Annotated in this window: 20 protein-coding genes; 9 read left to right on the top strand and 11 right to left on the bottom strand. The window is 54.9% G+C overall.

Annotated elements, in window-relative coordinates:
- Window positions 1–68: 68 nt before the first annotated feature.
- Both RGW60_RS17575 and RGW60_RS17570 read right to left on the bottom strand, forming a co-directional pair.
- Window positions 69–1,853, bottom strand: coding sequence for a GspE/PulE family protein (locus RGW60_RS17575; RefSeq protein WP_322205774.1), 1,785 nt, complete (start codon window positions 1,851–1,853; stop codon window positions 69–71).
- Window positions 1,854–2,196: 343 nt separating this feature from the next.
- Complete coding sequence (locus RGW60_RS17570; protein ID WP_322205773.1) at window positions 2,197–3,564, bottom strand: inorganic triphosphatase; 1,368 nt, start codon at window positions 3,562–3,564, stop codon at window positions 2,197–2,199.
- Between the two features lie 161 nt (window positions 3,565–3,725).
- Between RGW60_RS17570 and argE the strand changes: the two genes are divergently transcribed.
- Together argE and argA are read left to right on the top strand one after the other, a co-directional pair.
- Entirely contained in the window at window positions 3,726–4,883 is a 1,158-nt protein-coding gene (argE, locus tag RGW60_RS17565) for an acetylornithine deacetylase (RefSeq protein WP_322205772.1), read from the top strand.
- Between the two features lie 131 nt (window positions 4,884–5,014).
- Window positions 5,015–6,313 carry an amino-acid N-acetyltransferase gene (gene argA / locus RGW60_RS17560; protein WP_322205771.1) on the top strand — a complete coding sequence of 433 codons (1,299 nt, stop codon included), beginning with the start codon at window positions 5,015–5,017 and terminating at the stop codon, window positions 6,311–6,313.
- 126 nt (window positions 6,314–6,439) lie between these two features.
- Here the strand turns inward: argA and gshA are convergent, their stop codons facing one another.
- The 3 genes from gshA to RGW60_RS17545 form a co-directional block, all read right to left on the bottom strand.
- Window positions 6,440–8,026, bottom strand: a complete 1,587-nt coding sequence (gene gshA / locus RGW60_RS17555; protein ID WP_322205770.1) for a glutamate--cysteine ligase — start codon at window positions 8,024–8,026, stop codon at window positions 6,440–6,442.
- A gap of 197 nt (window positions 8,027–8,223) precedes the next feature.
- Entirely contained in the window at window positions 8,224–8,607 is a 384-nt protein-coding gene (locus RGW60_RS17550; RefSeq protein ID WP_322205769.1) for a PaaI family thioesterase, read from the bottom strand.
- Window positions 8,607–10,931, bottom strand: a complete 2,325-nt coding sequence (locus RGW60_RS17545; protein WP_322205768.1) for a Tex family protein — start codon at window positions 10,929–10,931, stop codon at window positions 8,607–8,609. The genes RGW60_RS17550 and RGW60_RS17545 overlap by 1 nt, the downstream gene beginning before the upstream one ends.
- A gap of 240 nt (window positions 10,932–11,171) precedes the next feature.
- On the opposite strand from RGW60_RS17545, the gene ompR reads away from it, so the two are divergent.
- The gene (gene ompR / locus RGW60_RS17540; RefSeq protein ID WP_322205767.1) at window positions 11,172–11,912 is read left to right on the top strand and encodes a two-component system response regulator OmpR; all 741 of its coding nucleotides are present in this window, start codon (window positions 11,172–11,174) and stop codon (window positions 11,910–11,912) included.
- Window positions 11,913–12,083: 171 nt separating this feature from the next.
- The gene (locus tag RGW60_RS17535; protein WP_322205766.1) at window positions 12,084–13,397 is read left to right on the top strand and encodes an ATP-binding protein; all 1,314 of its coding nucleotides are present in this window, start codon (window positions 12,084–12,086) and stop codon (window positions 13,395–13,397) included.
- 35 nt (window positions 13,398–13,432) lie between these two features.
- On the opposite strand, the gene rimK is transcribed toward RGW60_RS17535, so the two are convergent.
- The 3 genes from rimK to RGW60_RS17520 are packed head-to-tail and all read right to left on the bottom strand — an operon-like array spanning window position 13,433 to window position 15,616.
- On the bottom strand, window positions 13,433–14,338 hold the full coding sequence (rimK, locus tag RGW60_RS17530) for a 30S ribosomal protein S6--L-glutamate ligase (protein ID WP_322205765.1): 906 nt from the start codon (window positions 14,336–14,338) through the stop codon (window positions 13,433–13,435).
- Window positions 14,335–14,817, bottom strand: coding sequence for an ATP-dependent zinc protease (locus RGW60_RS17525; RefSeq protein ID WP_322205764.1), 483 nt, complete (start codon window positions 14,815–14,817; stop codon window positions 14,335–14,337). Before RGW60_RS17525 ends, rimK begins: the two co-directional genes overlap by 4 nt.
- A gap of 16 nt (window positions 14,818–14,833) precedes the next feature.
- The gene (locus tag RGW60_RS17520; protein ID WP_322205763.1) at window positions 14,834–15,616 is read right to left on the bottom strand and encodes an EAL domain-containing protein; all 783 of its coding nucleotides are present in this window, start codon (window positions 15,614–15,616) and stop codon (window positions 14,834–14,836) included.
- 119 nt (window positions 15,617–15,735) lie between these two features.
- Between RGW60_RS17520 and RGW60_RS17515 the strand changes: the two genes are divergently transcribed.
- The 3 genes from RGW60_RS17515 (at window position 15,736) to RGW60_RS17505 (ending at window position 19,064) form a co-directional block, all read left to right on the top strand.
- Window positions 15,736–16,140, top strand: coding sequence for an RNA-binding S4 domain-containing protein (locus RGW60_RS17515; protein ID WP_322205762.1), 405 nt, complete (start codon window positions 15,736–15,738; stop codon window positions 16,138–16,140).
- A 297-nt stretch (window positions 16,141–16,437) separates the two neighbouring features.
- Window positions 16,438–17,340, top strand: a complete 903-nt coding sequence (hslO, locus tag RGW60_RS17510) for an Hsp33 family molecular chaperone HslO (protein WP_322205761.1) — start codon at window positions 16,438–16,440, stop codon at window positions 17,338–17,340.
- A 176-nt stretch (window positions 17,341–17,516) separates the two neighbouring features.
- Window positions 17,517–19,064: a phosphoenolpyruvate carboxykinase gene (locus RGW60_RS17505; RefSeq protein ID WP_322205760.1), complete on the top strand. Its 1,548-nt coding sequence runs from the start codon at window positions 17,517–17,519 to the stop codon at window positions 19,062–19,064.
- A 97-nt stretch (window positions 19,065–19,161) separates the two neighbouring features.
- On the opposite strand, the gene RGW60_RS17500 is transcribed toward RGW60_RS17505, so the two are convergent.
- Window positions 19,162–20,292 carry a hypothetical protein gene (locus tag RGW60_RS17500; protein ID WP_322205759.1) on the bottom strand — a complete coding sequence of 377 codons (1,131 nt, stop codon included), beginning with the start codon at window positions 20,290–20,292 and terminating at the stop codon, window positions 19,162–19,164.
- 485 nt (window positions 20,293–20,777) lie between these two features.
- Here RGW60_RS17500 and RGW60_RS17495 point away from each other — a divergent pair, with 485 nt between their 5' ends.
- Together RGW60_RS17495 and RGW60_RS17490 are read left to right on the top strand one after the other, a co-directional pair.
- The gene (locus RGW60_RS17495) at window positions 20,778–22,712 is read left to right on the top strand and encodes a RecQ family ATP-dependent DNA helicase (protein WP_322205758.1); all 1,935 of its coding nucleotides are present in this window, start codon (window positions 20,778–20,780) and stop codon (window positions 22,710–22,712) included.
- Window positions 22,713–22,743: 31 nt separating this feature from the next.
- Window positions 22,744–23,175 carry a thioesterase family protein gene (locus RGW60_RS17490; RefSeq protein WP_322205757.1) on the top strand — a complete coding sequence of 144 codons (432 nt, stop codon included), beginning with the start codon at window positions 22,744–22,746 and terminating at the stop codon, window positions 23,173–23,175.
- A gap of 65 nt (window positions 23,176–23,240) precedes the next feature.
- Here RGW60_RS17490 and RGW60_RS17485 read toward each other — a convergent pair whose 3' ends face one another.
- Both RGW60_RS17485 and fdhD read right to left on the bottom strand, forming a co-directional pair.
- Window positions 23,241–25,577: an FdhF/YdeP family oxidoreductase gene (locus RGW60_RS17485; protein ID WP_322205756.1), complete on the bottom strand. Its 2,337-nt coding sequence runs from the start codon at window positions 25,575–25,577 to the stop codon at window positions 23,241–23,243.
- A complete protein-coding gene (fdhD, locus tag RGW60_RS17480) occupies window positions 25,574–26,413 on the bottom strand; it encodes a formate dehydrogenase accessory sulfurtransferase FdhD (RefSeq protein ID WP_322205755.1) in 840 nt (279 codons plus the stop codon). Before fdhD ends, RGW60_RS17485 begins: the two co-directional genes overlap by 4 nt.
- Between the last annotated feature and the right edge of the window lie 18 nt (window positions 26,414–26,431).

Here is a 26,431-nt window from a genome sequence, read left to right as displayed (position 1 = left end):
AGATCTGCCACAAGATGTGGCAAACCCTCGCCCTCGGTTACGCCAATTCACGGTAGGGGCTGCGAAAATCATTTTTGTTCGCTTTGCGGTGTCACCCGCAATACCTCTTCCAGGGTGGTCAGGCCTGACGAAACTTTTAGCGCGCCCGACAGCCGCAGGCTGCGCATGCCTTCCTTGAAAGCCTGGCGACGCATTGCTGTGATGTCTAGGTCGGCGGCAATAAGCGCTTTGACGTTATCGGACATCAGCATGATTTCGTAAACCCCGGCTCGGCCCCGATATCCTGTGTCTCGGCATTCTGCGCAACCCACTGCGCGATGAGCTCCGGTGGGCAATGGAGCTTGCCACGGTCGGGTGAGGGTCTGCCAATCAGTTTCTTCCAGTTCAATCGGCGCTTTGCAATGCGGACACAATGTCCGAACCAATCGCTGGGCCATAACGCCAAGAATCGTCGCCTTGAGCAGGTAATGAGGAACCCCTAGCTCAAGCAGGCGGCTGATGGCGCTGGGCGCGTCGTTGGTGTGTAAGGTCGATAGCACCAGGTGTCCGGTAAGGGCGGCCTGGATTGCCATTTCGGCGGTTTCGAGATCACGAATCTCGCCGATCATGATGATGTCAGGGTCTTGACGCATCAGTGCGCGAATGCCACTGGCAAAGGTCAGGTCGATGTTGTACTGAACTTGCATCTGATTGAACGCAGGTTCAACCATCTCAATGGGGTCTTCGATAGTGCAGAGATTGACCTCTGAAGTTGCCAGCTTTTTCAGCGTGGTGTACAGCGTGGTGGTTTTGCCTGATCCGGTGGGTCCGGTGACTAAAATGATGCCATTGGGCTGTTGCGTCATATCTTGCCAGCGGCGCAGGTCATCGCTGGAAAAACCTAACTCATCGAAATTTTTCAGCAGCACTTCCGGGTCGAAAATCCGCATTACCATCTTTTCGCCAAACGCCGTCGGCAGGGTCGACAACCGCAGTTCCACTTCGCCACCGTCCGGGGTAGTGGTTTTGACTCGGCCATCTTGTGGCTTACGTTTCTCGGCCACGTTCATCCGGCCCAGGCTTTTAAGGCGGCTGACGATGGCCATGGTCACTTGTGCCGGGAATTGATACACGTTGTGCAACACGCCATCGATGCGAAAGCGCACAGTGCCCTGCTCGCGGCGCGGCTCGATGTGGATGTCACTGGCGCGTTGCTGAAACGCGTATTGAAACAACCAATCCACGATATTGACGATGTGCGCGTCGTTGGCGTCGGGCTCCTGATCGCTGGCGCCTAGCTTAAGCAACTGTTCGAAGTTGCCCATATTGCTTAGTCGTTGATCGGTCGCGCTGGCTCCGCTGACGGATTTCGCCAGCCTGAAAAACTCCACAGTCAGTCGCTGAATGTCTACCGGATTGGCGATCACGCGCTTGATGGGCAGCTTTAAGACATGAGCTAAATCTGCTTCCCACGCACTGACATGGGGCTGGGCGCTAGCGATGGTCACGGCTTCGCGATCCACGGCCACGGCAAGAATCTTGTGCCGCTGGGCGAAGGCGTAGGACATCAACGGCGTGACCGCCGCCACATTGATCTTCAGCGGGTCGATTCGCATGTAAGGCTGCCCTGATTGCTGGGCGAGCCAAGCAGTAAGGGTTTCCAGGTCAAGTTTTTTTCCGGGACGCTGCAGGTTATCGAACTGCTGCGCTGCGAGAAACTCCAGCGGATGCAGCTGAAGATTCACGGTAGTGCGACGCAGTTTTACAGCGTCCTCTGCACAGTTCTGGTCGGTAAAACCTTGAGCAATCAAGTCGTGCAGTAGATCGTTTAAATCCAGCGGACGGTCTGGGTTCACTGAGGCGAGGACAGACATTCGGGCTCCTTGGGACAGTCTTTGCTCTGACCGGTAAACGGCTAGATAAGAGTAGTCCGCGGCGCGGCGCCTGCGATACCTGAACCGAGTATAAAGGTTACGAAAGTTTGTTCTGGAATCAACCGGTGGTAAGGGCGATACATGCTGGAAGGAGCGCGCTTGCCCGCAATGAAGCGCGAAGCGGTCATAGCAGGCCGCCCGGCTTCAAACTGAAGAATAAAGTGGCTGGTTCTACGACTGCTGCGCAGCCGATCGCGGGCGAGCTACTCCAGATGTTCCCTGTTTGCTGTGCCAGCGCGGCGTCGAAGACGTAGCCGCCCCTTCAACAGGACATTCGAAAATGTTATAGGCGCAACAGTGTTTTCCACGCGCGGCTCTGGAATACCACTACAGTCTGTTGCACCCGAGCATCCAGAACTTCATCGCTGATGGGCTGATGGGCCAGTTGCTCAAGCTTGTTCAGCTCGCCGTAGAGACGGTCCAATTCAGGCAGGTTCAGCGAGCCGCGTGCCAAATGCAGCCAAGCCTGAATGCGCTCTATACGCGGCAGTTGTTCTGCCAAGTCCTCTGGCTGTTGCTGATAGCGACCCAATTGTAACGAAGTCGCTTCTTCCGCCAGAAGGCGAGGCACCCAGTTGGCCAGTTGTGCGTCGCCTTGGCGATTGCCACGGGTATTGCGATCAGCGGTCCAACTACGGGCCAACAGCCAGCGCGACGTGTTTAAAGAAAATACTCCCCAACGGGTGTCTTGCAGTTCTTCGGCAAATTGTTCGTGCGCGGCGTTACGTACATCGGGATCGTCCTGACCGGCTTGAACCAGTGGGCGCCAATCTTCAAGCAACGCATCCAATGAAACGCGCATCTCATGCGTCGAGGTCCGGGGCGCGGCTTGACCGAGGCTCCCGGTCAATGCGCGCAATTCGGAGAGCAGCGCCACCCAGTCCTGCAACAAACGCCAATGGCCGTTGAAACGATATTGTTCGGCAAGACGCTGGCTGCTACCCAACAAATGCCAGGCTAGTGCGCAATAGGCGTCGTCCAGTGGCATCTCTGCGGTCAGTTCCGGCACTGGCAGGCTCAGTGAATAGCTGTCGGCGTCAAACAGTCGATAACCGCGCTCAGCTTTGCTGATATCACATGGCATCAGTGCAAGCGTGGCGGCCAGTTCTGCGGCCAGCTCCAGCAGAGCTGCGGGTTCGCCATCACGCAGTTCGAGTTCCAGTTCGCAGATTTCTTCCTGCTGCTTGCCCGCGACGACTTTGCCGAAATCCAGCGCCGCTTCAATCACGACTTTAGCTTTGCCACGACCCCATGCGATTTCTGCGCGCTCGCGAATGAAATCGGTGGTAAATACCGGTTTGATGGTTTTCTTGTCCAGCTCGGCCAGCTGTTCTGGCCAGCATTCGCCGTCGAGTTTCTTCAGGTCGAGCTTGGCCTTGGGAATGTCCCAGTTGTATTCATTGCGCTCCGACAGTCCGGCAATGCTCTGACCACGAGTTTTCATCGTCTGAATAATCGCGTCGCCATCTTTGCGTATGCGCAAAGCCACTTTGGCGGTCGCCAGATCGCGCTCCGGGGTATCGAAATACTGGTTGAACAGCTCAAGCCGCTCCCAACCGCTTTTGTTGCGTTTTTTTAATAACGGATGCTCGCGCAATGCAGCGAGGGTTTCGCGGCTGACGCGGAGTTTGATTTCAGTTTCTTTCTGCATGGCCGGAAATCCAAGCTAATCGCTAATAACGGGAGTGCAGCCTTCAATTACGCGGCTGCCAAGGCCGAGCAGTGTACAGGACATGAGTAGTCACGGTTTATTAGTGGGGCGCGATAGCCCTATGATGGACAGAATGTCGCACCGCTTTTAGGAGACCCTGTATGCGCTTACCGACCATGAAAGAACAATTCGCCGCCATGATCGCTACGCCTTCGGTGAGTTGCACTCAGCCCGCACTGGATCAGTCCAACCGCGCCGTGATCGATCTTTTGGCGACATGGTTGGGCGATTTAGGGTTTGCCTGCGACATTCAGCAAGTAAGCCCCGGTAAGTTTAATTTGCTGGCAAGTTTCGGCGGCGGACCGGGTGGCCTGGTGTTGGCCGGGCACAGCGACACCGTGCCGTTCGATGAGGCGTTGTGGAAAACCGATCCGCTGAAGCTCACTGAAGTCGATGGCCGTTGGGTAGGGCTGGGCAGTTGCGACATGAAAGGTTTTTTCGCGTTGGTCATCGAAGCGATTCAGCCGTTGCTGGATAAACCGTTCAAACAACCGTTGCTGATCCTTGCCACTTGCGACGAAGAAAGCTCCATGGCTGGAGCGCGCGCATTGGCTGAGGCCGGTCGTCCGCTGGGCCGTGCGGCGGTGATTGGTGAGCCAACCGGGTTGAAGCCAATTCGTCTGCACAAAGGCGTGATGATGGAGCGTATTAATATTGTCGGGCGCAGCGGTCACTCCTCGGACCCAAGCCTGGGCCATAGCGCACTAGAAGCGATGTACGACGCCATCACTGAGTTAAAAGGCTTACGCCGGCAATGGCAGCTCGACTACCGTAATCCGCAGTTCAGCGTTCCCGGCCCGACCTTGAACTTCGGTTGCATTCATGGGGGCGACAACCCTAATCGAATTTGTGGTCAATGCTCGCTGGAGTTCGACTTGCGGCCTTTGCCCGGCATGGACCCGCAAGTGTTGCGCGCCGCGATCCTCCAGAAGTTGCAACCGCTGGCCGAGCAGCATCAGGTACAGATTGACTACGCGCCACTTTTCCCAGAGGCGCCGCCGTTCGAGCAAGACGCTGATGCAGAACTGGTACGCGTCGCGGAGCGATTAACCGGTCACAGGGCTGAAGCAGTAGCGTTTGGCACCGAAGCGCCTTATCTTCAGCGCCTTGGTTGCGAGACGCTGGTGCTGGGTCCAGGTGATATCGCCTGCGCTCATCAGCCCGGTGAGCACCTTGAAATGTCACGCTTGGAGCCTACGGTGCTGTTACTGCGGCAGTTGGTTGACTACTATTGCTTGAAATCGGTGGCCGCTCAGTGAGTCCGGCCGCCGCCGAAAGGCCTTTAACCAGAAGGAGAGTGCGCGTGTTGCCATGCCTGTTCCGACGATAACCACCACAAGGCTGTGTGTGTTCTTACGCTTTCGTCCAATTTTTACAGGCTCTTCACGTTATGCACGACTACGTTAACTGGCTTCGCCACGCTTCGCCGTACATCAATGCTCATCGCGATTGCACCTTCGTTGTTATGCTCCCCGGCGATGGCGTCGCACACCCTAATTTCGGCAATATCGTCCATGACTTGGTGCTGTTGCACAGCTTGGGCGTGCGATTGGTATTGGTCCATGGTTCGCGCCCGCAAATAGAAAGCCGCCTTGCGGCGCGCGGCCTGACGCCGCATTTTCATCGTGATTTACGCATTACCAATGCCGCCACGCTGGAGTGTGTCATCGACGCGGTTGGCCATTTGCGTATTGCCATTGAAGCCCGTCTGTCCATGGACCTGGCGGCGTCCCCGATGCAGGGCTCTCGACTGCGGGTGACCAGCGGAAACTTTGTCACAGCAAGGCCCTTTGGCGTGGTTGAAGGCGTGGATTACCACCACACCGGCGAAGTGCGCCGGGTGGATCGTAAGGGTATCAACCGCTTGCTCGACGAGCGCTCCATTGTGTTGCTGTCGCCGCTGGGCTATTCGCCAACGGGCGAGATTTTTAACATCGCCTGTGAAGACGTTGCCACCCGGGCTGCGATTGATCTGGGTGCTGATAAACTGCTGCTGTTCGGTGCCGAACGTGGGCTGTTGGATGAGCAGGGTCGTTTGGTACGTGAACTGCGTCCGCAGCAGGTTCCCGCGCACATGCAGCGTTTAGGCAGTAACTATCAGGCTGAGTTGTTGGGTGCGGCTGCTGAAGCGTGTCGCGGCGGGGTTGGCCGTAGTCACATCGTCAGCTACGTCGAAGACGGTGCGCTGCTGACAGAGTTGTTTACCCGCGACGGCGGCGGCACATTGGTCGCGCAGGAGCAGTTCGAGCAGGTGCGCGAGGCAGCGATTGAAGACGTCGGTGGTTTGCTGGACCTGATCAGCCCGTTGGAAGAGCAAGGGATTCTAGTCCGTCGTTCGCGGGAAGTCTTGGAGCGCGAGATTGAGCAATTCAGCGTGGTTGAACGCGAAGGCTTAATCATTGCTTGTGCCGCCCTGTATCAGATCGCCGACTCAGACGCGGGTGAGCTGGCCTGCCTAGCCGTTAACCCAGAGTACCGCCACGGCGGTCGCGGCGATGTGCTGTTGGAGCGGATTGAATTACGTGCGCGGGAACAGGGTCTCAAAACCCTGTTTGTACTCACTACTCGAACAGCGCATTGGTTCCGTGAGCGCGGATTTGAGCCTAGCAGTGTCGATCGACTGCCCAGCGCCAGGGCTTCGCTCTACAACTATCAACGCAACTCGAAGATATTCGAAAAAGCGTTGTAGGTTTTTCAGAGATCACTTCGCCAATAGCAGCCCACTGGGTGGCGATATAGCAGGCGGCGCGGTTTCTAAATGACTGCGCCGTTTCCTTCCCAAATAACTGAATTCAGTCCCAAAAACTCTTTTATTTCAGTTATTAATCGCCAAAATGCTCGCTTGATACGAACCAACGAACGTATCAAAATCAACAGTTTCTTCGATTTTTTCCAGCTTTGCCTGTTCGGCAATTGAGGTGTGGGCCAACGTTTCGAAGTGGGCCTGATCTTCGACGCTCAGCGGTTCGCTGCGGAAATACTCCGCGTGCACTTGGCTCTGGCGGAACGAAAATGCGGTAAAGCCTTCCGAGTGGCTGGTCATGCTCGCCAACACTTGTGCCGATGGAGTCAGCGCCGGGTCGTTGACCTTTATTAGCTGTGAAGCAAGGGACTTGGAGTGTTCGTCGCCACCATAGCTTTGATCGAGTAACTGCGCCAATGGAGCGATTTTTTCCAGCAGCTCCGTTGCCCATGCTTTCAGGCCGATGGTGCTGTCATTGCGGCGCAGTTCGAGACCTGGGCGACGACCGTCCTTGACCACGGTCAAGAAGTTCGAGCCTGCGTTGGTGCACTCGTTGTCAGTCAGTTGAGGGCTGTCCTGTAGCGCGCAATACAGCACAAACGCATCAATGAACCGCGCTTGTTGCAAGTCGATACCCAAAGGCAAGAACGGGTTAATATCCAGGCAGCGAACTTCAACGTATTGCACGCCACGGGCCATCAACGCCTGAATTGGCCGTTCGCCCGAGTGCGTCACGCGTTTCGGACGGATATTGGAGTAGTACTCGTTTTCGATCTGCAGAATGTTCGTGTTGAGCTGGATCCATTCACCGTCCTTGCTGGTACCAATCTCGACATAAGGCGCGTACGGAGTGCCTACCGCCTTACGCAAGCTGTCGATATAGCTGGTCAAATCGTTGTAGCACGGTGTTAATCCTGCTTGAGCGTTACTCTGGTAGCCCAAATCGCTCATGCGCAAGCTGGTGGCGTACGGGAGGAATAAAGTGTCGGCGTCCCATTGTTCCAGTTGATGTGAACGGCCACGCAAAAAGCCTGCGTCCAAGGCCGGGGATGCGCCAAACAGGTACATCAATAGCCAACTGTAGCGGCGGAAGTTACGGATCAGAGCGATATAGGACGACGATTGAAAGTCGCGGTCCGTGCCGACAAAGTCCTCAGCCTGGCGAAGCACAGGCCAAAGTTTTTCCGGCAGCGAAAAGTTGTAGTGAATCCCCGCAATGCATTGCATCGCTTTGCCGTATCTCAAGGCAAGGCCTTTGCGATAGACGTACTTGAGTTGACCGATGTTTGACGTACCGTAGTAGGCAATCGGAATATCTTCTTCAGCCGGCAATGGACAAGGCATTGACGGGCTCCACAGGTATTCGGCACCGAGTTTGCTGTAGGCGTAGCGATGGATCTTGTCCAGACTGTTCAGTGTGTCAGCCGGGTCAGCCAGTGCCGGAGTGATGAACTCTAACAATGACTCGGAGTAGTCGGTGGTGATTTGCTCGTTGGTCAGCGCGGCACCCAATGCTTCAGGGTGTGGGGTCTGTGCCAAGCGTGCCTGGTCGGTTACGCGCAAGCATTCACGCTCAATACCGTGTAGGCACTGCTCCAGCAAGGAGAGGTGAGTAGGCTCGCTAAGCAAAGCCAGGCGGCGGTTGAGAAGTTCGCTCAAGTTGGATTCCTTCACGCGTCAGTCGCCCCAATATGGGGGTGGGTATGACCATCTACAAGGGTGAAAGAAGAACTGATGTCTTCGCCTGGTTGTGGTTTGGAACGCCGAAGCCCCATTGCAAGATTCGTCGCACAGCAAACAGTTAATTTCGACACTGTTACGCAGTGTCGAAATTAACTCAAATCCACGCTCGACAGCTAGATGACGGCAAATGTGCCCTGCGCTTTAGCGATCAATTTATCGCCTTGGACCACTTCTGCTTCGACTACCAGCGTGCGTCGCCCGGCGTGAAGCACCTTGGCGATACAGAGCACCTCGCCTTCGGAAACCGAACGCACATAGTTGATTTTGCATTCGATGGTCACGCTTTGTTGATCGAAACCGTGGGAGCTGGAACACGCTAGCCCCATGGTGATATCGACCAAGCTGAAGATTGCTCCACCGTGCATTACGTTGCCGCGATTGCGCAGATGAGGCTCTAGCGGCAACGCGACGTGCGCAACACCGTGGTCCAAAAGAGCCAATCGGCAGCCGAGCGTATTAAAAAATGCACTTTGGGTGAGACCTTCCGGGATATCCATCAGCGCTTCTTCAACTGCTTGGCGTTGGCGAACAAAGACGCCATGGCATTGCTGGCCGGAATCGCGGCGGTCGGAGCCTCTTTGCGCGGGCTACTTTGTTGCGAGCGCGGAGCCGAACCGGGACGTGCGCCTCGTGCGCCATCAATTTTCTCGCCGGGGGTATCACCCATGCGCATCGAGAGCCCAACCCGTTTACGCGGTATGTCAATTTCCATGACCTTGACCTTCACCACATCGCCAGCTTTCACTGCTTCACGGGGGTCTTTGATGAACTTCTCCGACAACGCCGATATGTGCACCAAGCCATCTTGATGGACGCCGATATCGACGAAGGCGCCAAAGTTGGTCACGTTGGTGACCACTCCCTCAAGGATCATGCCCAACTCCAGATCCTTGAGTTCTTCGACGCCGTCCTGGAACTCGGCGGTTTTGAACTCGGGACGCGGGTCACGGCCTGGTTTTTCTAGCTCTTGCAGAATGTCGGTCACGGTTGGCAAGCCGAAGGTTTCATCGGTGTATTTTTTCGGATCCAGACGCTTGAGGAAGCTGGCGTCTCCAATCAGCGAGCGGATATCGCGGTCGGTTTCAGCGGCAATACGCTTCACCAGCGGATAAGCTTCCGGGTGAACGGCGGAGGAATCCAGCGGATTATCACCGTTCATGACACGCAGGAACCCGGCAGCTTGCTCATATGTTTTTTCGCCAAGACGGCTGACTTTCTTCAGCGCGGCGCGGGTCTTGAACGCCCCGTTTTCATCGCGGTGGGCGACAATATTTTGTGCCAACGTAAAGTTGAGGCCAGAAATACGTGCCAGCAAGGCCACAGACGCGGTATTCACATCGACACCGACGGCATTCACGCAGTCCTCAACCACTGCATCCAGACCACGGGCCAGTTTTAGCTGCGATACATCGTGCTGGTATTGGCCGACGCCGATGGATTTCGGATCGATTTTCACCAGCTCAGCCAGCGGGTCTTGCAAGCGCCGGGCGATCGACACCGCGCCACGAATGGTCACGTCCAGGTCAGGGAACTCTTTGGCAGCCAGTTCTGAGGCGGAATACACCGAAGCGCCGGCTTCTGAGACCATCACCTTGGTCATTTTCAAGCCTGGGTATTTCTTGATCAGTTCGGCGGCCAGTTTATCTGTTTCCCGGCTGGCGGTGCCGTTACCGATGGCGATCAAGTCCACGGCGTGTTTAGCACACAGGGCGGCCAATACGGCAATGGTTTGATCCCACTGGTTCTTAGGTACGTGGGGATAAACCGTGGCGTAATCCAGCAACTTGCCGGTTGCATCAACCACCGCCACTTTGCAGCCGGTGCGCAAACCAGGGTCGAGGCCCAATGTGGCGCGGGGGCCGGCGGGCGCGGCCAACAGCAAGTCGTGCAAGTTGTGCGCGAATACGTTGATGGCTTCGGTTTCTGCGCCTTCGCGTAGCTCGCCGAGCAAATCGGTTTCCAAGTGGGTATAGAGCTTGACCTTCCAGGTCCAACGCACCACTTCGGCCAGCCACTTATCAGCAGGGCGATTCTGGTTTTGCAGTCCGAAACGTTCGCTGATCATCATTTCGCACGGGTGCATGGCGCCTGGCAGCTCTTCGCCAACCTTCAGCGAGGAACTGAGAAAACCTTCGTTACGACCGCGGAAAATAGCCAAGGCGCGATGCGATGGCATGCTTTTTAGCGGCTCGTCGTGTTCGAAGTAGTCGCGGAATTTCGCGCCTTCTTCTTCTTTGCCAGCCACCACCCGAGCACTGATCACCGATTCCTGCTTAAGAAAGCTGCGCAGCTTGTCGAGCAAATGGGCGTCTTCGGCAAAACGCTCCATCAGAATGTATTTGGCGCCTTCGAGTGCAGCCTTCGCATCAGTCACGCCTTTTTCGGCATTGACGAAACGGGCAGCTTCGCTTTCAGGGGTCAGGCTCGGGTCGTTGAACAGTCCATCGGCCAATTCGCCTAGGCCCGCTTCCAGAGCGATTTGGCCCTTGGTGCGGCGTTTTTGTTTATAGGGCAGATACAAGTCTTCAAGGCGAGTTTTGGTGTCAGCAAGTTTAATATCGCGAGCCAGCTCGGGGGTTAGTTTTCCTTGCTCTTCAATGCTGGCGAGAATGCTGATGCGTCGCTCGTCGAGTTCACGCAGATAGCGCAGGCGCTCTTCCAGATGACGTAATTGAGTGTCATCAAGACTGCCGGTTACTTCTTTGCGGTAGCGAGAGATGAAGGGCACTGTTGAACCTTCATCGAGCAGAGCGACGGCCGCTGCGACCTGCTGTGGACGTACACCGAGTTCCTCGGCGATGCGGCTGTTGATGCTGTCCATAAAACCACCTGGCAAATTGTGAACAAAAAATATACGACTGTTTACAAGCAGCGTCGGCCAGAGTGCCTGACTTCGCGGCGGCGCATTATACCCGGCGATCTGCGATAAAGGGGATTGGCGCCTCTAACGGGCGTTGGGTGTAACAGTTACTGGCGGTTCAAGTAAAATCTGCTAACAATGCTTACAGTACGTAACTCGGCGGCTACGCCATAATGCGCGCCGAGATCAAAGGAGCATCTAATGAGCAGCATTGCACAAACTGCTGAAGGGGAAAAAATCCTCATTGTTGACGACGACCCAGGGTTAAGCAGCCTGCTAGAGCGCTTTTTTACGAGCAAAGGGTATCGCGCCCGTGCTGTAGCTAACGTCGAGCAAATGGATCGCCTGCTGGCTCGGGAGGTTTTTCACCTTGTCGTACTTGATTTGATGCTGCCCGGCGAAGATGGGCTATCTGCCTGCCGCCGTTTGCGTGCTGCCAACAATCAAGTGCCGATTATCATGTTAACTGCCAAGGGCGATGAGTTGAGCCGTATCCGCGGCCTGGAGCTGGGTGCGGACGATTACCTGTCCAAGCCATTCAACCCCGATGAGCTTATGGCGAGAGTCAAGGCTGTGCTTCGTCGTCAGACCACACCCGTACCTGGCGCGCCCGGCAGTGAAGACGAGTCCGTCACATTTGGTGATTACGAGCTGTCGCTGGCAACTCGCGAGCTCAAACGCGGCACCGAAGTGCATATGCTGACGACGGGTGAATTCGCCGTGCTCAAGGCTTTGGTCATGCATGCACGCGAGCCACTGACCCGCGACAAATTAATGAATTTGGCTCGTGGTCGTGAGTGGGATGCGCTGGAGCGCTCCATTGACGTACAAATTTCACGCTTGCGTCGCTTGATCGAGCCGGACCCTTCCAAGCCTCGCTATATCCAGACAGTATGGGGTGTGGGTTACGTATTCGTTCCCGATGGTACTGGAAACAAGTGATCTGCATTTTGTAGGAGTGAGCTGTTAAGCGCGCCGATCCTCGCCCCGACAGTCGATAGCCCATTGCGGGATATCGGCTGGTTTGGTGCGGGCGTTCACGCGACTGGCGCTGTTCGCGATTCACCATTTATGCGAGCCTGACTCGCACCTGCAAAGTGTGTAGCTACTGCCATGAAAACGCCGCTCTGGTTCCCGCAAAGCTTCTTCTCTCGCACCCTATGGCTGGTGCTGATTGTCGTCCTGTTTTCCAAAGCACTGACCTTGGTTTATCTGCTGATGAACGAAGACGTGCTGGTCGACAGACAATACAGCCACGGTGTCGCACTGACGTTACGTGCCTATTGGGCTGCTGATGAGCAAGACCGCTCGGCAATTGCCGAAGCTGCGGGGCTAATCCGCGTGGTTGGCGGTGGGGTACCGGAGGGCGAGCAACATTGGCCTTACAGTGAGATATATCAACGGCAAATGCAGGCTGAGCTAGGTGCAGACACTGAGGTGCGCTTGCGCGTGCATGCGCCACCGGCACTTTGGGTTCGAGCGCCCAGCCTAGGGGACGGTTGGCTCAAAGTGCCGTTGTACCCGCATCCGTTACGCGGTCAGAAGATCTGGAGCGTACTTGGCTGGTTCCTAGCCATTGGTTTGTTATCCACTGCGTCGGCGTGGATTTTCGTGAGGCAGCTTAATCAACCGCTTAAGCGTTTGGTGTTCGCCGCCCGCCAGCTCGGCCAGGGACGTAGCGTACGTTTGCCGATTAGCGATACGCCCAGTGAGATGGCCGAGGTATATCGCGCGTTCAACCAAATGGCCGAAGACGTTGAACAGGCCGGGCAAGAGCGGGAATTGATGTTGGCTGGAGTTTCTCATGACCTGCGCACACCTCTGACTCGTTTACGTCTGTCGCTGGAGTTGATGACTGATGAAAACGAGCTAACGGAGGGTATGGTTCGCGATATCGAAGACATGGATGCGATTCTCGATCAATTCCTGGCGTTCATTCGCGATGGTCGCGATGAAAAAATCGAAGAAGTCGACTTGGGTGATTTAGTGCGGGAGGTGGTAGCTCCCTTCAACCATCCCGTGGAGCAAATTCGATTATGTCTGGAACCAATACCGCCTTTTCCGCTACGCCGAGTTTCGCTTAAGCGGTTGTTGAACAACTTGATTGGTAACGCGATGCATCACGCGGGCAATGGGATCGAAGTCGCCGCTTATGTATCTGGAGATGCCAGTGCGCCTTACGTAGTGCTGAGTGTCCTGGATCGCGGTATGGGTATTGATCCATCCGAGCTGGAGATCATCTTCAATCCCTTTATTCGTGGCGACCGGGCGCGTAGTGGAAAAGGTACCGGGTTGGGATTAGCGATCGTCAAGCGAATTGCCGCCATGCATGGCGGCAACGTAGAGCTCCGAAATCGATCCGGAGGCGGCCTTGAAGCCCGTGTGCGTTTGCCTCTGGGATTGATGTTGCCAAGGGGGGCGGTTTAGCTGAAGTGTGTAAGACGAATACCCTGTAGGGCCTATCAACCCTTCCCTCTGGTCCGCGTCATGTGCGGGCCGCTGTTCTTTTCCAGATACTCCATGATCATCCCGGCCACGTCTTTGTTGGTGGTGGTTTCGATGCCTTCCAGCCCCGGTGATGAGTTCACCTCCATAACCAGAGGACCGTGATTGGAGCGCAGGATATCCACGCCGGCGACGCTCAAGCCCATCACCTTGGCTGCACGAATGGCTGTCATGCGTTCTTCAGGTGTGATCTTGATCAGGCTAGCGCTGCCACCCCGGTGTAGGTTTGAGCGAAACTCTCCGGGCTTGGCCTGACGCTTCATCGACGCAATAACTTTGTCGCCCACGACAAAACAGCGAATATCGGCGCCGCCTGCTTCCTTGATGTACTCCTGGACCATAATGTCTTGCTTAAGGCCCATGAACGCTTCAATCACCGACTCAGCAGCAGTCGCCGTTTCACATAGCACCACGCCAATACCTTGGGTGCCCTCTAAGACTTTGATGACCAACGGAGCGCCATTGACCATGCGGATCAAGTCTGGGATGTCGTCGGGTGAGTGAGCAAACCCGGTGACGGGCAAACCAACGCCTCGGCGTGAAAGCAATTGCAACGAACGCAACTTATCCCGCGAGCGAGCAATAGCTACTGATTCGTTCAGCGGGAATACGCCCATCATTTCAAACTGGCGCAGCACCGCGCAGCCATAAAACGTTACCGAGGCACCGATTCGCGGGATCACTGCATCGAAATCCTCTAATGGCTTGCCGCGATAGTGGATTTGCGGCTTATGACTGGCGATGTTCATGTATGCGCGCAGGGTGTCGATCACCACCATTTCATGGCCGCGGGCGGTACCTGCTTCGACCAAGCGTCGTGTGGAATACAGACGCGGGTTACGCGACAGCACAGCGATCTTCATGCAACACCTGTGACAGAAGTAATAGATGCCGGAAATACCGGCTTTTCTTGAACGTATGTAGCGCCCGGATTAACTACCAAATGGCCGTCGATAAGGGCTTTGGAACCAAGCAACAAGCGATAGCGCATGGCTTTGCGGCAAGCCAGTGTAAATTCCACAGGCCATACCCGATCACCCAGCGCCAGCGTGGTTCGGATTACGTAGCGGACCTGCGTATGCCCGTTAGAACTTTTTATGGTTTTCATCGCGACCAACAGCGCTTCGCAACGGCGATGGCGTAGCTGAACCACGGTGCCTAGGTGCGCGTTGAAGCGTACCCATTTTTGGCCATCGCGTTCGAAAGGTTCGATTTCAGTCGCGTGAAGGCTTGATGTACTCGCCCCGGTGTCGATTTTTGCGCGCAAGCCGGCCACGCCTAGATGGGGCAGCGCTACCCACTCGCGAAGGCCGACGACTGTCAAATGATCAAATATTTTCAAAGCGATCCCGAATGTTTCAAACAGTCTGCCAGGCGCCAGGATTTATCTGGGCTAAAGCTTTGAATGCAGGCTTGGCGAACAAGTAGCCCTGCATGAGAAATATTCCGCAGTCGGCCAAAAAATTGCGCTCTTCGGCATGCTCGATGCCTTCAGCGATGACTGCAACACCTAACTCTTCACACATTATGACAACGCCTCGAACAATAGCCTGACGGGCGCGATCCAAATGAATATCCCTAACCAGTGCCATGTCGAGTTTAATCAAGTCCGGTTGAAAATCTGCCAGCAATGTCAGCCCTGAGTAGCCGGCACCGAAGTCATCAATGGCCGTCTTGAAGCCAAACTCCTGATATTCGCGCAGAATGTTGGTCAAATGATGATTGTTATCCAAATGCTCACTTTCAACGGTTTCGAAAATCAGTTGGCTCAAGGGGAAGTTGTGCGCCTTGGCTGATTCCAACGTGCTGCGAATACACAGCTCTGGCCGGTATACCGCGTTGGGTAGAAAATTGATCGACAGGTGCTCGCGCATTCCCAATCGCGCTGCTCCAGCAATCGCTTCAGTACGACATCGTTGGTCGAAGCGGTAGCGATTTTGGGCATTGACTTGGCTCAAAATCGACAGGGCACCTTCGCCATGGGTACCGCGTACCAAGGCCTCATGAGCGAACACCGACCGATCACGCAAGTCGACGATGGGTTGGTAGGCAAATGCAAAGTCGAAATCCAGTTCGATGCTGTTCTGGCAGCCTTCGCATTTAACTTTAGGATGGGTGAGCGAGATCGGAAATTCAGTCACGTAGCATTCCTGCGCCAAGGGAGCCGTCGATAGAGAGGGCATTCTAGTCCCATGATCGGTTTGACGCCTGCTATACGTGACGTAGTAAAGTTCGGACCGTTGCTTATTAAGGAATCCCAATGGCACAAAAACAGGAAGAGGATGACAAAGTCAGGCTGGACAAATGGCTATGGGCTGCGCGTTTTTTTAAAACACGAGCATTGGCCAAGGCCGCGATTGAAAGCGGTAAAGTCCACTGGCGTGGCGAACGATGCAAGCCAGGCAAGGAGCCACGTGTAGGTGACGAGTTCCAAATCCGCGCAGGGTTTGATGAGCGTACGGTGATCATTCAGGCGCTATCGGCAGTACGGCGAGGCGCCTCTGAGGCGCAAACTCTGTACACCGAAACCCCGGAAAGCGTCCAAAAGCGTGAAAACGCCGTGGCCATGCGCAAGGCGGGCAGCATTGGCATCAGCACCGAAGGGCGGCCCACCAAGAAGCAACGTCGACAGCTTCATCAGTTTCGTGGTTCAGGTGACGACTAATAACCCCAGTCGGTTGAAAATCGTACGGCAGCTCTGTGTCTAACGCTTTTTTCAATAGGGTGTGAATGATCATCGACGTCAGCGAACCAAACCGACGATTATGTATAACAGTCACATAATGGCGACTGTCCAGATTTAGAGCCACACTGAATTGTCTGCCGGTGAGCTACTCAGCAATTGACGTTGTTCATAAAATACGCCCCATCGGCATGATTACAGCGGAAAAAATGTTAGTTGTCAGGCGGCGTTTTTTAGGCGCTCGTCATTACCTTGCCATCACTTCAGATACCTTTTCTCATGCATGATTTTCCGGATATTGATTACACACAGCGTTTCATTTTTGATGAAAGCGACGTTCGCGGAGAGCTGGTAACGCTTGAGCGCAGCTATGCCGAGGTGCTGGCCAAGCACCCGTATCCCGAACCCGTCGCACAGTTGCTGGGTGAAATGCTCGCGGCTGCTTCGCTGCTGGTGGGTACGCTGAAATTTGATGGTTTGTTGGTGCTACAGGCCAATTCCAGCGGTGCCGTACCCATGTTGATGGTCGAATGCTCAAGTGACCGTGAGATACGTGGTATAGCTCGCTACGAGGAAGACCAGATCGTGTCGGGTGCCGGGCTTCGCGACCTGATGCCGGATGGCATTCTTACGTTGACCATCGATCCGCGTCAGGGCAAACGCTACCAGGGTGCCGTGGCGTTGGACGGTGCTGATTTGTCCGAAAGCCTGACGTCATATTTCGCCCTGTCCGAGCAGTTGGGAACGCGTTTTTGGCTCAGCGCGGACGGCTCCCGTGCGCGTGGCCTGCTGTTGCAGCAATTGCCCGCTGACCGTTTAACCGATCCGGAAGATCGCGATGCCAGTTGGCAACATGTTACGGCGCTGGCCGGAACTCTGACCGCTGAAGAGCTACTCAGTTTGGATAATGAGACCGTGTTGCACCGTTTGTTCCATGAAGATGCAGTACGCATGTTTGACATCCAGCCTCTGCAGTTCCGTTGTAGCTGTTCCCGCGAGCGTTCGGCCAATGCCTTGGTGAGCCTCGGTGAAGAAGATGCGCAGCAACTGGTGATCGAGCATCACGGCGCCATTGAAATCGACTGCCAGTTCTGCAATCAGCGTTACCTATTTGATGCCACTGACGTGGCGCAGATATTTGCCGGTGGCGGTGTGGATTCACCCTCTAATACGCGGCATTAAGTGGGGCAGAATGTACCTGAAATGCCCGTAGGGTCGCGTTATTGCCGTTCTGACCGGAGGGTTCTACCTTTTTTAAGCAGTTCTGGCATAATCCGGCCCACTTTTTCCGCTGTAGTAGTGTCAGAATTTCTACTACAAAATGTTTGGAGCACCGGCCTGGGCCGACGGGGAACCTCATGACGCAAGCTAATAATGCCGTATACACCGATCTCAGCATCGATGATCTGGTTAAAGAAGCCTTGAACCGCGGTGAAGGCGAGCTTTCCGATACTGGCGCGCTGGTCGTGAAAACAGGCCATCGAACTGGCCGCTCGCCGGTTGACCGTTTTATTGTTGAGGAGCCAAGCACTCAGGACGCTATCGCTTGGGGCCCGATCAACCGTAAATTTCCGGCTGACAAGTTTGACGCACTGTGGAATCGGGTTGCAGCTTTCCTCGGTGAGCGCGAAAGCTTCGTCTCTCACGTCCATGTAGGTTCCGATCCGGCGCACTACCTGGCGGTCAAAATGACCACGGGTACTGCATGGCACAACCTGTTCGGGCGTTGCCTGTTCATTAACCCGGAAAAGTACAACCCTGCCGCTAAAACTGAATGGCAAGTAATCAACGCTCCAGAGTTCGTCTGCGAGCCTGAGCGTGACGGCACCAATTCCGACGGTACCGTGATCCTCAACTTTGCCGCCAAGAAAGTGCTGATCGCCGGCATGCGTTACGCCGGTGAAATGAAGAAGGCATTGTTCTCGGTACAGAATTTTCTGCTGCCAGCGGTTGACGTGCTGCCGATGCACTGCGCCGCCAACATGGGTGAAGACGGCGACGTCACGTTGTTCTTTGGCCTGTCTGGCACCGGCAAAACCACCCTTTCCGCTGATGAAAGCCGTTACCTCATTGGCGACGACGAACATGGCTGGGGCGTAGGTGTTGTGTTTAACATCGAAGGCGGTTGCTATGCCAAGTGCATCGACCTCTCCGAGAAGAACGAGCCTGTCATCTGGAAAGCTATTCAGCACGGCGCCGTGCTGGAAAACGTAATCATTGACCCGGTGACCAAGAAAGCTGACTACGCCGATGACAGCCTTACTCAGAACAGCCGCGCCGCGTACCCGCGTGAACTGATCGAGAAGCGCGCGCCGCAAAACCTCGGGGGCGAGCCGAACGCGGTGATCTTCCTGACCTGCGACCTGACCGGGGTGTTGCCACCGGTCTCAATTCTCAGTGAAGAGCAAGCGGCCTACCACTTCCTGTCAGGCTATACCGCACTGGTCGGCTCCACGGAAATGGGGTCAGGCAGCGGCATCAAGTCGACCTTCTCAACCTGCTTTGGCGCACCGTTCTTTCCACGTCCGGCGGGTGAATACGCTGAACTGCTGATCAAACGTATTCGTGGCTTCGGTTCGAAGGTTTATCTGGTTAACACCGGATGGACGGGTGGCGGCTACGGTGTTGGCAAGCGCTTCAACATCCCGACAACTCGCGGCGTCATTGCAGCCATCCAGAGTGGTGCATTGATCGGCGCAGAAACTGAACACCTCGCCACTGTAAACCTCGACGTACCGAAGCTGGTACCCGGTGTAGACACCGGTCTCCTCAATCCACGCAACACTTGGGCAGACAAAGCGGCTTATGACGAAGCCGCTAATGCACTAGCCGGGCTGTTTGTTGAGAATTTTAAGAAGTTCGATGTGAGTGACTCGATCAAGGCGGCCGGTCCAAAAGTGGTTTAAGAGTTGTATAAATAAAAAAACCGCCCTCCAGAGGGCGGTTTTTTTTGCAGAGTTCTGGGTCTGGCTTTTGTGCTACAGGTGCAGATTTCTAAACGAATCAGTGAAGATTTTTGTAGGTGTCATTAGTGGCGCTTAGGCTGCCTGCAAGCCCTTTTGCTGGCTGGAATTGGTCGCCTTCAATCGCCGTGAAGTGCACGCCGTGAGACCCGAACGTTACAAGCCGTTGATCTCTTTCCTGCTCGGTAAGCACGGTGTAGGACTGCTTGCGCATCGCTACATAATATTGTTCACCGCGCACGATAGCGTCGTGAAAATTAGCAATCTCGGCGGCGCCCAAGTTCAATTTTTTATCCAACTTGACACCCCAGCGCGTTAAGCATTTTTCAGCAAAATGCCTGACGATCCTACCGGGTTCGTGCAATACCTTCGGCCCTTCTGATCCATTTACTGCCGCGTTACCTACAAGCGTTGCGTGGCGGCCTGCCATTGGATAGATGTGAACGTTAGTGGAGGAATGGGTTGTCGGAATGACGCAGGAGAAACCTTTGGAGCGTTCGTCCCTGGCATAAAAGCCAACGTACTCCGAAACATTGCTACCCAATGTCACTTTTTCACCTTGGAAATTCAGCGCACCAGGTACGGGGTCCACAGCAAAAATATTAACCTTGATGTGTTTCAACTCGCTGTCTGCCAACATCGCATTAGCAAGCATGTGGCAGCTTACGCCGCCGCGACTCCACCCCACCAGATTGACCTGAGTGGGTATGATTGAACCCTTGCGAAAAATGTTGATTATTTGTTCCTGTATATTTTGTGGCGTGACCTTTCGGTCGCCGTAGTTGTACTTTCTCCATAAATACGTTCCTGTAATTTTGACCTCGTCAATTGGAATGCCTGCGGCCTTTAACGTTTTATAGTTTGCTTCCGTTAGTTGCGTGCGCTGCCAATCGCACTTTCCTTTAATCATGTGCAGTGCATGAGAAACGTTCTCATGCCAGCCTTTGCCGAAGAGGGTGCCTGACAGGCCGTACTCTTTAGATTTGGTAAACATTTCATCGGCTTGTAGGTTACCGCTTCCGGGCCCGTCAATAACAGTCCAGTCGGCAAACTCCCTGCCTGCATTGTTATTAGCGAGCGTCGATATCAACTCGCCGTCCCAAAAATTTTTATTGATAGAGTCAAATTTGTTTGAGCCTGTACCGCAGAAATAAACAGTGAAAATAGTCATTTTGTTGTCTCGCTGTATGTGGATTGAACGGCGAGAATAAACAAATTTAGTTCGGTGTAATGTTGAGGTGTATTACTGAATATTTTAATGAGATATCAAAGGGATTTTTTTTATTTAGTCTGTAGGATCTAACGGCTTTTAGGCGCAGTACCCACGATGCTTATTGAGAGGCTGCGCTACTGTTAGTGTATGTATCGGTGTTTAACTACTCAGCGCCTTGGACTAAACCCGTTAGCGGCACTGCAAAAGCGCTCCTCCTTTGCGGCATTCGCGCCGTTAATGGAGCCGTTTCTGTGGTTGATGGGGGTAGCGTCTATAACTCGGGCGGGAAGGGTAAACCTCGCTGCGGCGTTTTGCCAGCAGAGCGCAATCAGAGAACATGATGAAATCTCCTGAGGCGAGCCCGACTTTTCACCCTCTGTATTCAATCACTGGCTTTGGGTTATGGTCTGGTGCTTACTTGGCAATCGATGGAGTGGCGGCTTATGCATGAGCGTCTCGAGCGCGTGTTTGGTTATTCACATTTTCGGTCTGGGCAAGAGGCTGCAATCGCGGCGGTGTTAGCCGGGCGTTCGGCGGCAGCGATTTTTCCGACCGGGTCGGGTAAATCGTTGTGCTATCAACTGCCGGCGCTGATGCTGCCACACCTGACTCTGGTGGTTTCGCCATTGTTGGCGTTGATTCAGGACCAATTGGCGTTTTTGCAGCGCCACGGTATCGCCGCAGCAAGCATCGATTCAGCACAAAGCCGCGACGATTCAGCGCAAGTGATGGCGCGAGCCCGCTCTGGCGAACTGAAGATCCTAATGATTTCCGTGGAGCGCTTGAAGAACGAGCGCTTTCGTCATTTCATTGAGCAGGTGCCGATCTCGTTGCTGGTCATCGATGAAGCACACTGCATTTCGGAGTGGGGCCATAATTTTCGCCCGGACTACCTCAAGCTTCCCGATTACCAGCGTCAGTTCAATATCCCGCAAGCGTTGCTGCTGACGGCTACGGCAACGCCGAATGTTATCGCTGATATGCAGGCCAAATTCGCTATCGCTCCGGAAGACGTCGTGACGACCGGCTTTTATCGCCCCAATCTCAATCTATTGGTTGAGCCGGTTATGGGTCGAGATAAGCGGCGTCGATTGGTCCAATGGCTCGCACCGCGGGTGGGCCAGCCAACCATCGTCTACGTCACGTTGCAGAAAACCGCTGAACATATCGCTGCACATTTGAGTCAGAACGGCTTGGCGGCCAGTGCCTACCATGCTGGTTTGCCGCACGATAAGCGTGAGTCTATTCAGCGGCAATTCATGGGCGGGCAACTGAATTGCATCGTCGCCACCATCGCGTTTGGTATGGGGATCGACAAGAGTGATATCCGCAACGTGGTCCATTTCGACCTGCCGAAATCTATCGAGAATTACAGCCAGGAAATCGGTCGTGCAGGGCGTGATGGCGGTCCATCGGACTGTTTGGTGCTGGCCAACCGAGACAGCTTGAATATCCTGGAAAATTTTGTTTACGGCGATACGCCGGAGTACCTGGGTATCCGGCATGTCATCGATGAGTTGCTGAATACAACCAACGACGGACAGTGGGAGTTGCTGTTGGGGCCACTGGCCGATCAGAGCAATATTCGCCAACTACCGCTGAAGACCTTGCTGGTGCAGCTGGAGTTGCGCGGTATCATCGCTCCGCGTTTTGCATATTTTGCAGAATATCGCTTCAAGTTTCTGATCGAACCTAGCCTTCTATTACAGCGTTTTGAAGGCGAGCGACGTCAGTTTGTTGAAGCAATTATCGAGACCTCAGGCCGGGCACGAACCTGGGCCACGGTTAACTTTGACGCGTTGTATCAGCAGCACCAAGCCGAGCGTGGCCGAGTGGTGACCGCGTTGGATTACTTCCAGGAAAAAGGCTGGATCGAGTTAGAAAGCAAGTTGATGACGGAGGTCTACAGCTTGCTTGATATGAATTTCGACCCCGATGCGCTGGGCCATGAGTTACATGACTATTTCAAGCAGCATGAAGCCACTGAAGTTGCGCGGATCCACGCCATGCTTGATCTGTTCGCCACCGAGCGGTGCCTGAGTTACCGGCTCGCCGAGTACTTCGGCGACCTTCAGGCTCCCGAGCAGTGCGGTCATTGTTCGGTGTGTCATGGACATATTGCCCAACTACCGTCTCCGCCCGCGTTGCCCGCCTTGGCTGTGCAAAGTTTCGAAGACCTGTGCGGTGAATTTCTGCGCAGGCATTTGGATTACAGTGGCTACGATCCCAGTGCAGACTGTTTGGCCCGATTCCTGTGTGGTATCAGCGTGCCGCTTTTTACTAAACTCAAAGCACGAGGGATCAAAGGGTTTGCGGCGCTGGAAAATTACCCTTACGCGCAGATACGCGATTGGGCGCGTGACGCAATGATTGAGTAAGACTGCATCTTTCCATCACCAGAGTCTGCTTATGTCCGAGCAAAACCCGCAACGCGCTGATTATCGCTACTTCCAGCCGATTTCCACCCGCTGGCACGACAACGATATCTACGGTCATGTGAATAACGTGACCTATTACAGCTATTTCGACACGGCAGTGAACACCTATTTGATCGAGCGCGGCGGCCTAAGTATTCATGACGGTGACGTAGTGGGATTTGTGGTCAGTTCGTCGTGCGATTATTTCGCATCTATAGCTTTCCCGGACCTGATAGACGTAGGCCTTCGCGTGGGCAAGCTGGGTAAGAGCTCGGTTCAATACGAATTAGCGGTGTTCAAGGCCGGGGAAGACGAGGCCTGCGCGGCAGGGCGTTTTGTACACGTATTCGTGGACCGGGCGTCGAATCGACCGGCGCCAATTCCGGATAAGTTGCGCGAGGCGTTGGATCAATTAGCCCATTAACGAGAAGACGCAGTTCCATCCTAGTGGGAGCGAATTTATTCGCTCCCACTAATACATCGCAACGGTTACAAAATTCGGACGCTGGCGCTTGCTGCTTCCAGGCGAATGGCGACGAATTTTGACGTGGGCGTGCTACTGCCAAGACCGATACTTTCCAGAGGGACCAGGGGATTTACTTCTGGATAGTAAGCGGCAGCTTGTCCGGCTGGGATGTCGAATGCTAACAGGGTAAAGCCTTTGACACGACGCTCCAGGCCGTCGTTCCAGATCGAAATCAGGTCGGCTTTCTGCCCCGGTTTAAAGCCTAGGCGGATGATGTCAGCTTCGTTGGCGAACAAGACGTCACGCTGACCCTTTACCCCGCGATAACGATCGTCCAAGCCATAAATGGTGGTGTTGTACTGATCGTGCGAACGCATGGACTGCATAATCAGGTCCGGGATCTGACCCGTTGCGCGAACATTTTCATGCACAAGGTCCAAAGGCAGGACATTGGGCTTGAAGTTAGCTCTTGCTGTTGTGGTGTTCCAGCGACGCTCGCTCGCCGCGTTGCCCAAGTAGAAGCCACCAGGATTTTTAATGCGCTCGTTGAAATCTTTGAAGCCGGGAATCGTGTCGGCTATCAGGTCACGAATTCGGCTGTAGTCGGCGGTTAGCCACAACCAATCCACTGGAGCGGAGCCCAACGTTGCCGCTGCAATCCCGGCAATGATCGCCGGCTCCGAGCGCATCTGCTTGGAGAGAGGTTGCAGTTGGCCATTGGACGCATGGACCATGCTAAACGAATCTTCGACAGTTACGGCTTGCGGACCGTCGGCCTGAACATCGATGTCGGTACGGCCGTAGCACGGCAAGATCAACGCCTGTTTACCGTGAGTCAGGTGGCTGCGGTTAAGCTTGGTGCTGATTTGCACCGTTAGGTCGCAATTGCTCAGCGCTTTGACGGTACGCGAACTGTCCGGGGTGGCTTGAGCGAAGTTACCGCCTAGGCCGATAAATACCTTGGAGTGCCCATCAAGCATCGCGTGAATGGCTTCAACCACGTTGTGACCATTGGTACGCGGCACTTTGAACTGGAAGCGTTTTTCCAGTGCATCAAGGAACAGCGTCGGCGGACGCTCGTTGATGCCCATGGTCCGGTCGCCTTGCACGTTGCTGTGACCACGCACCGGGCACAACCCGGCGCCCGGTTTTCCGATGTTGCCGCGCAACAGCATCAGGTTGGCGATTTCCTGGATGGTCGGCACTGAGTGGCGGTGCTGAGTGATGCCCATCGCCCAACACATGATGACTTTTGTACCTTTTGCGTACATCCGCGCAGCCGTTTCAATATCGGTTAACGACAAGCCCGACTGCTGATAGATCTCTTCCCAAGATGTGTCATCGATAGCGGCTAAATAATCGAGCACTCCATCAGTGTGCTCGTTTAAAAAATCATGGTCGAAGACCGCAGGAGCGTTAGCCGCTTGAGATTCGCGCTCCCATTGCAGCAAGTACTTGGCCATGCCCCGCAGCAGAGCCATGTCGCCACCCAATGCCGGACGAAAGTATGCGGTACTGGTCGGTTCAGAACCGTTGCTGAGCATTTCCAGGGGATGCTGTGGATGCTGGAAACGTTCCAGGCCACGCTCTTTCAGCGGGTTGATGCACACTACTTGCGCGCCACGGGTCACGGCTTCACGCAGCGGTTCGAGCATGCGCGGGTGGTTCGTACCCGGATTTTGGCCGAGGACGAAAATTGCATCGGCGTGTTCGAAGTCAGCAAAGGTAACGGTACCTTTGCCAACGCCCACGCTCTGCGCCAGCGCAACGCCACTGGCTTCGTGGCACATGTTCGAGCAGTCAGGAAAATTGTTGGTGCCGTATGAGCGCACGAACAGCTGATACAAATAAGCTGCTTCGTTGCTGGCCCGGCCGGAGGTATAAAACTCGGCCATATCTGGACTAGGAAGATTGCGCAGGTGGTGGCTGATCAAGGCAAACGCATTTTCCCAACTGATCGGTTTATAGCGATCGGTCTCGGCGTCGTAGCTCATGGGCTCGGTTAAACGACCTTGGTATTCAAGCCAATAATCACTTTGTTCGCGCAACGCACTGACGCTGTAACGCGAGAAAAATGAAGCATCGACCCGGCGCTTGGTGGCTTCCCAGTTGACCGCTTTGGCACCGTTTTCGCAGAATTTGACCATGCCGCTTTCTGGCGAATCACCCCACGCGCAGCCCGGGCAATCGAACCCGCCGTTCTGATTGGTCTTAAGCATCATGCGGAGGTTTTTCAACGCGTTATCGCTGGTCAGCCACGCTTGCGTCACGCTCATGAGCGCTCCCCAACCACCGGCCGGTCCTTTGTACGGTTTGTAGCGCTTGACCGGAACTTTGTCGGCTTGGTGATGAGTGCTCACGCTTGATTCTCCACAGCAGGGCTATAAACACGTGGCGCACTGTGCTGCGGCAAGTGAATTAAATTTAGGTTGTGCCTACGCGCCCATTGCAGAGCTAGGCCGGTGGGCGAGGACAGGCTGACCAGTGTCTGGATACCGGCGCGCAGCACTTTCTGGATCAACTCCAGGCTGCACCGGCTGGTGACAATGGCGAGCCCGCCACTCATGGAAATGTTCTGGCGGATTAATGCACCGATCAATTTGTCGAGGGCGTTATGTCGGCCAATGTCTTCGCGGCCCAGTAACAATTCGCCTTTGCTGTCCATGAATAAAGCGGCATGGACCGCGCCGCAATGTTGGCCCAACGGCTGAAATGCGCCGATTCGTTGGCGCAGTCCATCTAGCCAGATCGCCGGAGGCAGCGGCGCGCCGGGTAAAACGTTGAGCTCTGGCAGGGCTTGTTCCACTGCTTCCACGCCGCACAGTCCACAGCCGCTGGTACCGGCAAGTTGGCGTCGCTGTTGCTTGAGGTTCCAAAATGCACGGCTGGCAATTTCCACGTGCGCGTGCTGCGCGGAGCCTGAGCCGCTGAGCTTCAAGTCATAGATTTCGTCAGGCGAGGCAATGATGCCGCTGCCTAGACTAAAACCTACGATGAAGTCTTCGAGATCGGTGGGCGTAACTAGCATCACTGCTTGGCTGATGCCGTTATAAGCAATGGCCAGCGCGACTTCTTCGGCTAAGTCGGCGCGCGTTAAATCTTCGCGCTCAAGGGTCGAGTAGCTGTAGGAGTGGCTGGCAGCAGGCGCGGGCAATTGCAAAGCGGGCGCCGTGCTAACCGTGCGCTTGGAATGCATAGGGAAGTACCGGCAGAT

It is taken from the genome of Pseudomonas sp. AB6 (genome assembly GCF_034314105.1).
Taxonomy (GTDB): Bacteria; Pseudomonadota; Gammaproteobacteria; order Pseudomonadales; family Pseudomonadaceae; genus Aquipseudomonas.
This window is presented reverse-complemented; position numbering and strand designations above follow the sequence as displayed.

Bases quoted from the DNA above. Each gene is read 5' to 3' on its own strand.
- argA (WP_322205771.1), top strand. From the start codon at position 5,015: ATGCACGACTACGTTAACTGGCTTCGCCACGCTTCGCCGTACATCAAT.
- fdhD (WP_322205755.1), bottom strand. From the start codon at position 26,413: ATGCATTCCAAGCGCACGGTTAGCACGGCGCCCGCTTTGCAATTGCCC.
- RGW60_RS17500 (WP_322205759.1), bottom strand. From the start codon at position 20,292: ATGACTATTTTCACTGTTTATTTCTGCGGTACAGGCTCAAACAAATTT.
- RGW60_RS17490 (WP_322205757.1), top strand. From the start codon at position 22,744: ATGTCCGAGCAAAACCCGCAACGCGCTGATTATCGCTACTTCCAGCCG.
- argE (WP_322205772.1), top strand. From the start codon at position 3,726: ATGCGCTTACCGACCATGAAAGAACAATTCGCCGCCATGATCGCTACG.
- ompR (WP_322205767.1), top strand. From the start codon at position 11,172: ATGAGCAGCATTGCACAAACTGCTGAAGGGGAAAAAATCCTCATTGTT.
- hslO (WP_322205761.1), top strand. From the start codon at position 16,438: ATGCATGATTTTCCGGATATTGATTACACACAGCGTTTCATTTTTGAT.
- RGW60_RS17505 (WP_322205760.1), top strand. From the start codon at position 17,517: ATGACGCAAGCTAATAATGCCGTATACACCGATCTCAGCATCGATGAT.
- RGW60_RS17535 (WP_322205766.1), top strand. From the start codon at position 12,084: ATGAAAACGCCGCTCTGGTTCCCGCAAAGCTTCTTCTCTCGCACCCTA.
- RGW60_RS17495 (WP_322205758.1), top strand. From the start codon at position 20,778: ATGCATGAGCGTCTCGAGCGCGTGTTTGGTTATTCACATTTTCGGTCT.
- RGW60_RS17545 (WP_322205768.1), bottom strand. From the start codon at position 10,931: ATGGACAGCATCAACAGCCGCATCGCCGAGGAACTCGGTGTACGTCCA.
- RGW60_RS17515 (WP_322205762.1), top strand. From the start codon at position 15,736: ATGGCACAAAAACAGGAAGAGGATGACAAAGTCAGGCTGGACAAATGG.
- RGW60_RS17550 (WP_322205769.1), bottom strand. From the start codon at position 8,607: ATGGATATCCCGGAAGGTCTCACCCAAAGTGCATTTTTTAATACGCTC.
- RGW60_RS17570 (WP_322205773.1), bottom strand. From the start codon at position 3,564: ATGCAGAAAGAAACTGAAATCAAACTCCGCGTCAGCCGCGAAACCCTC.
- rimK (WP_322205765.1), bottom strand. From the start codon at position 14,338: ATGAAGATCGCTGTGCTGTCGCGTAACCCGCGTCTGTATTCCACACGA.
- RGW60_RS17575 (WP_322205774.1), bottom strand. From the start codon at position 1,853: ATGTCTGTCCTCGCCTCAGTGAACCCAGACCGTCCGCTGGATTTAAAC.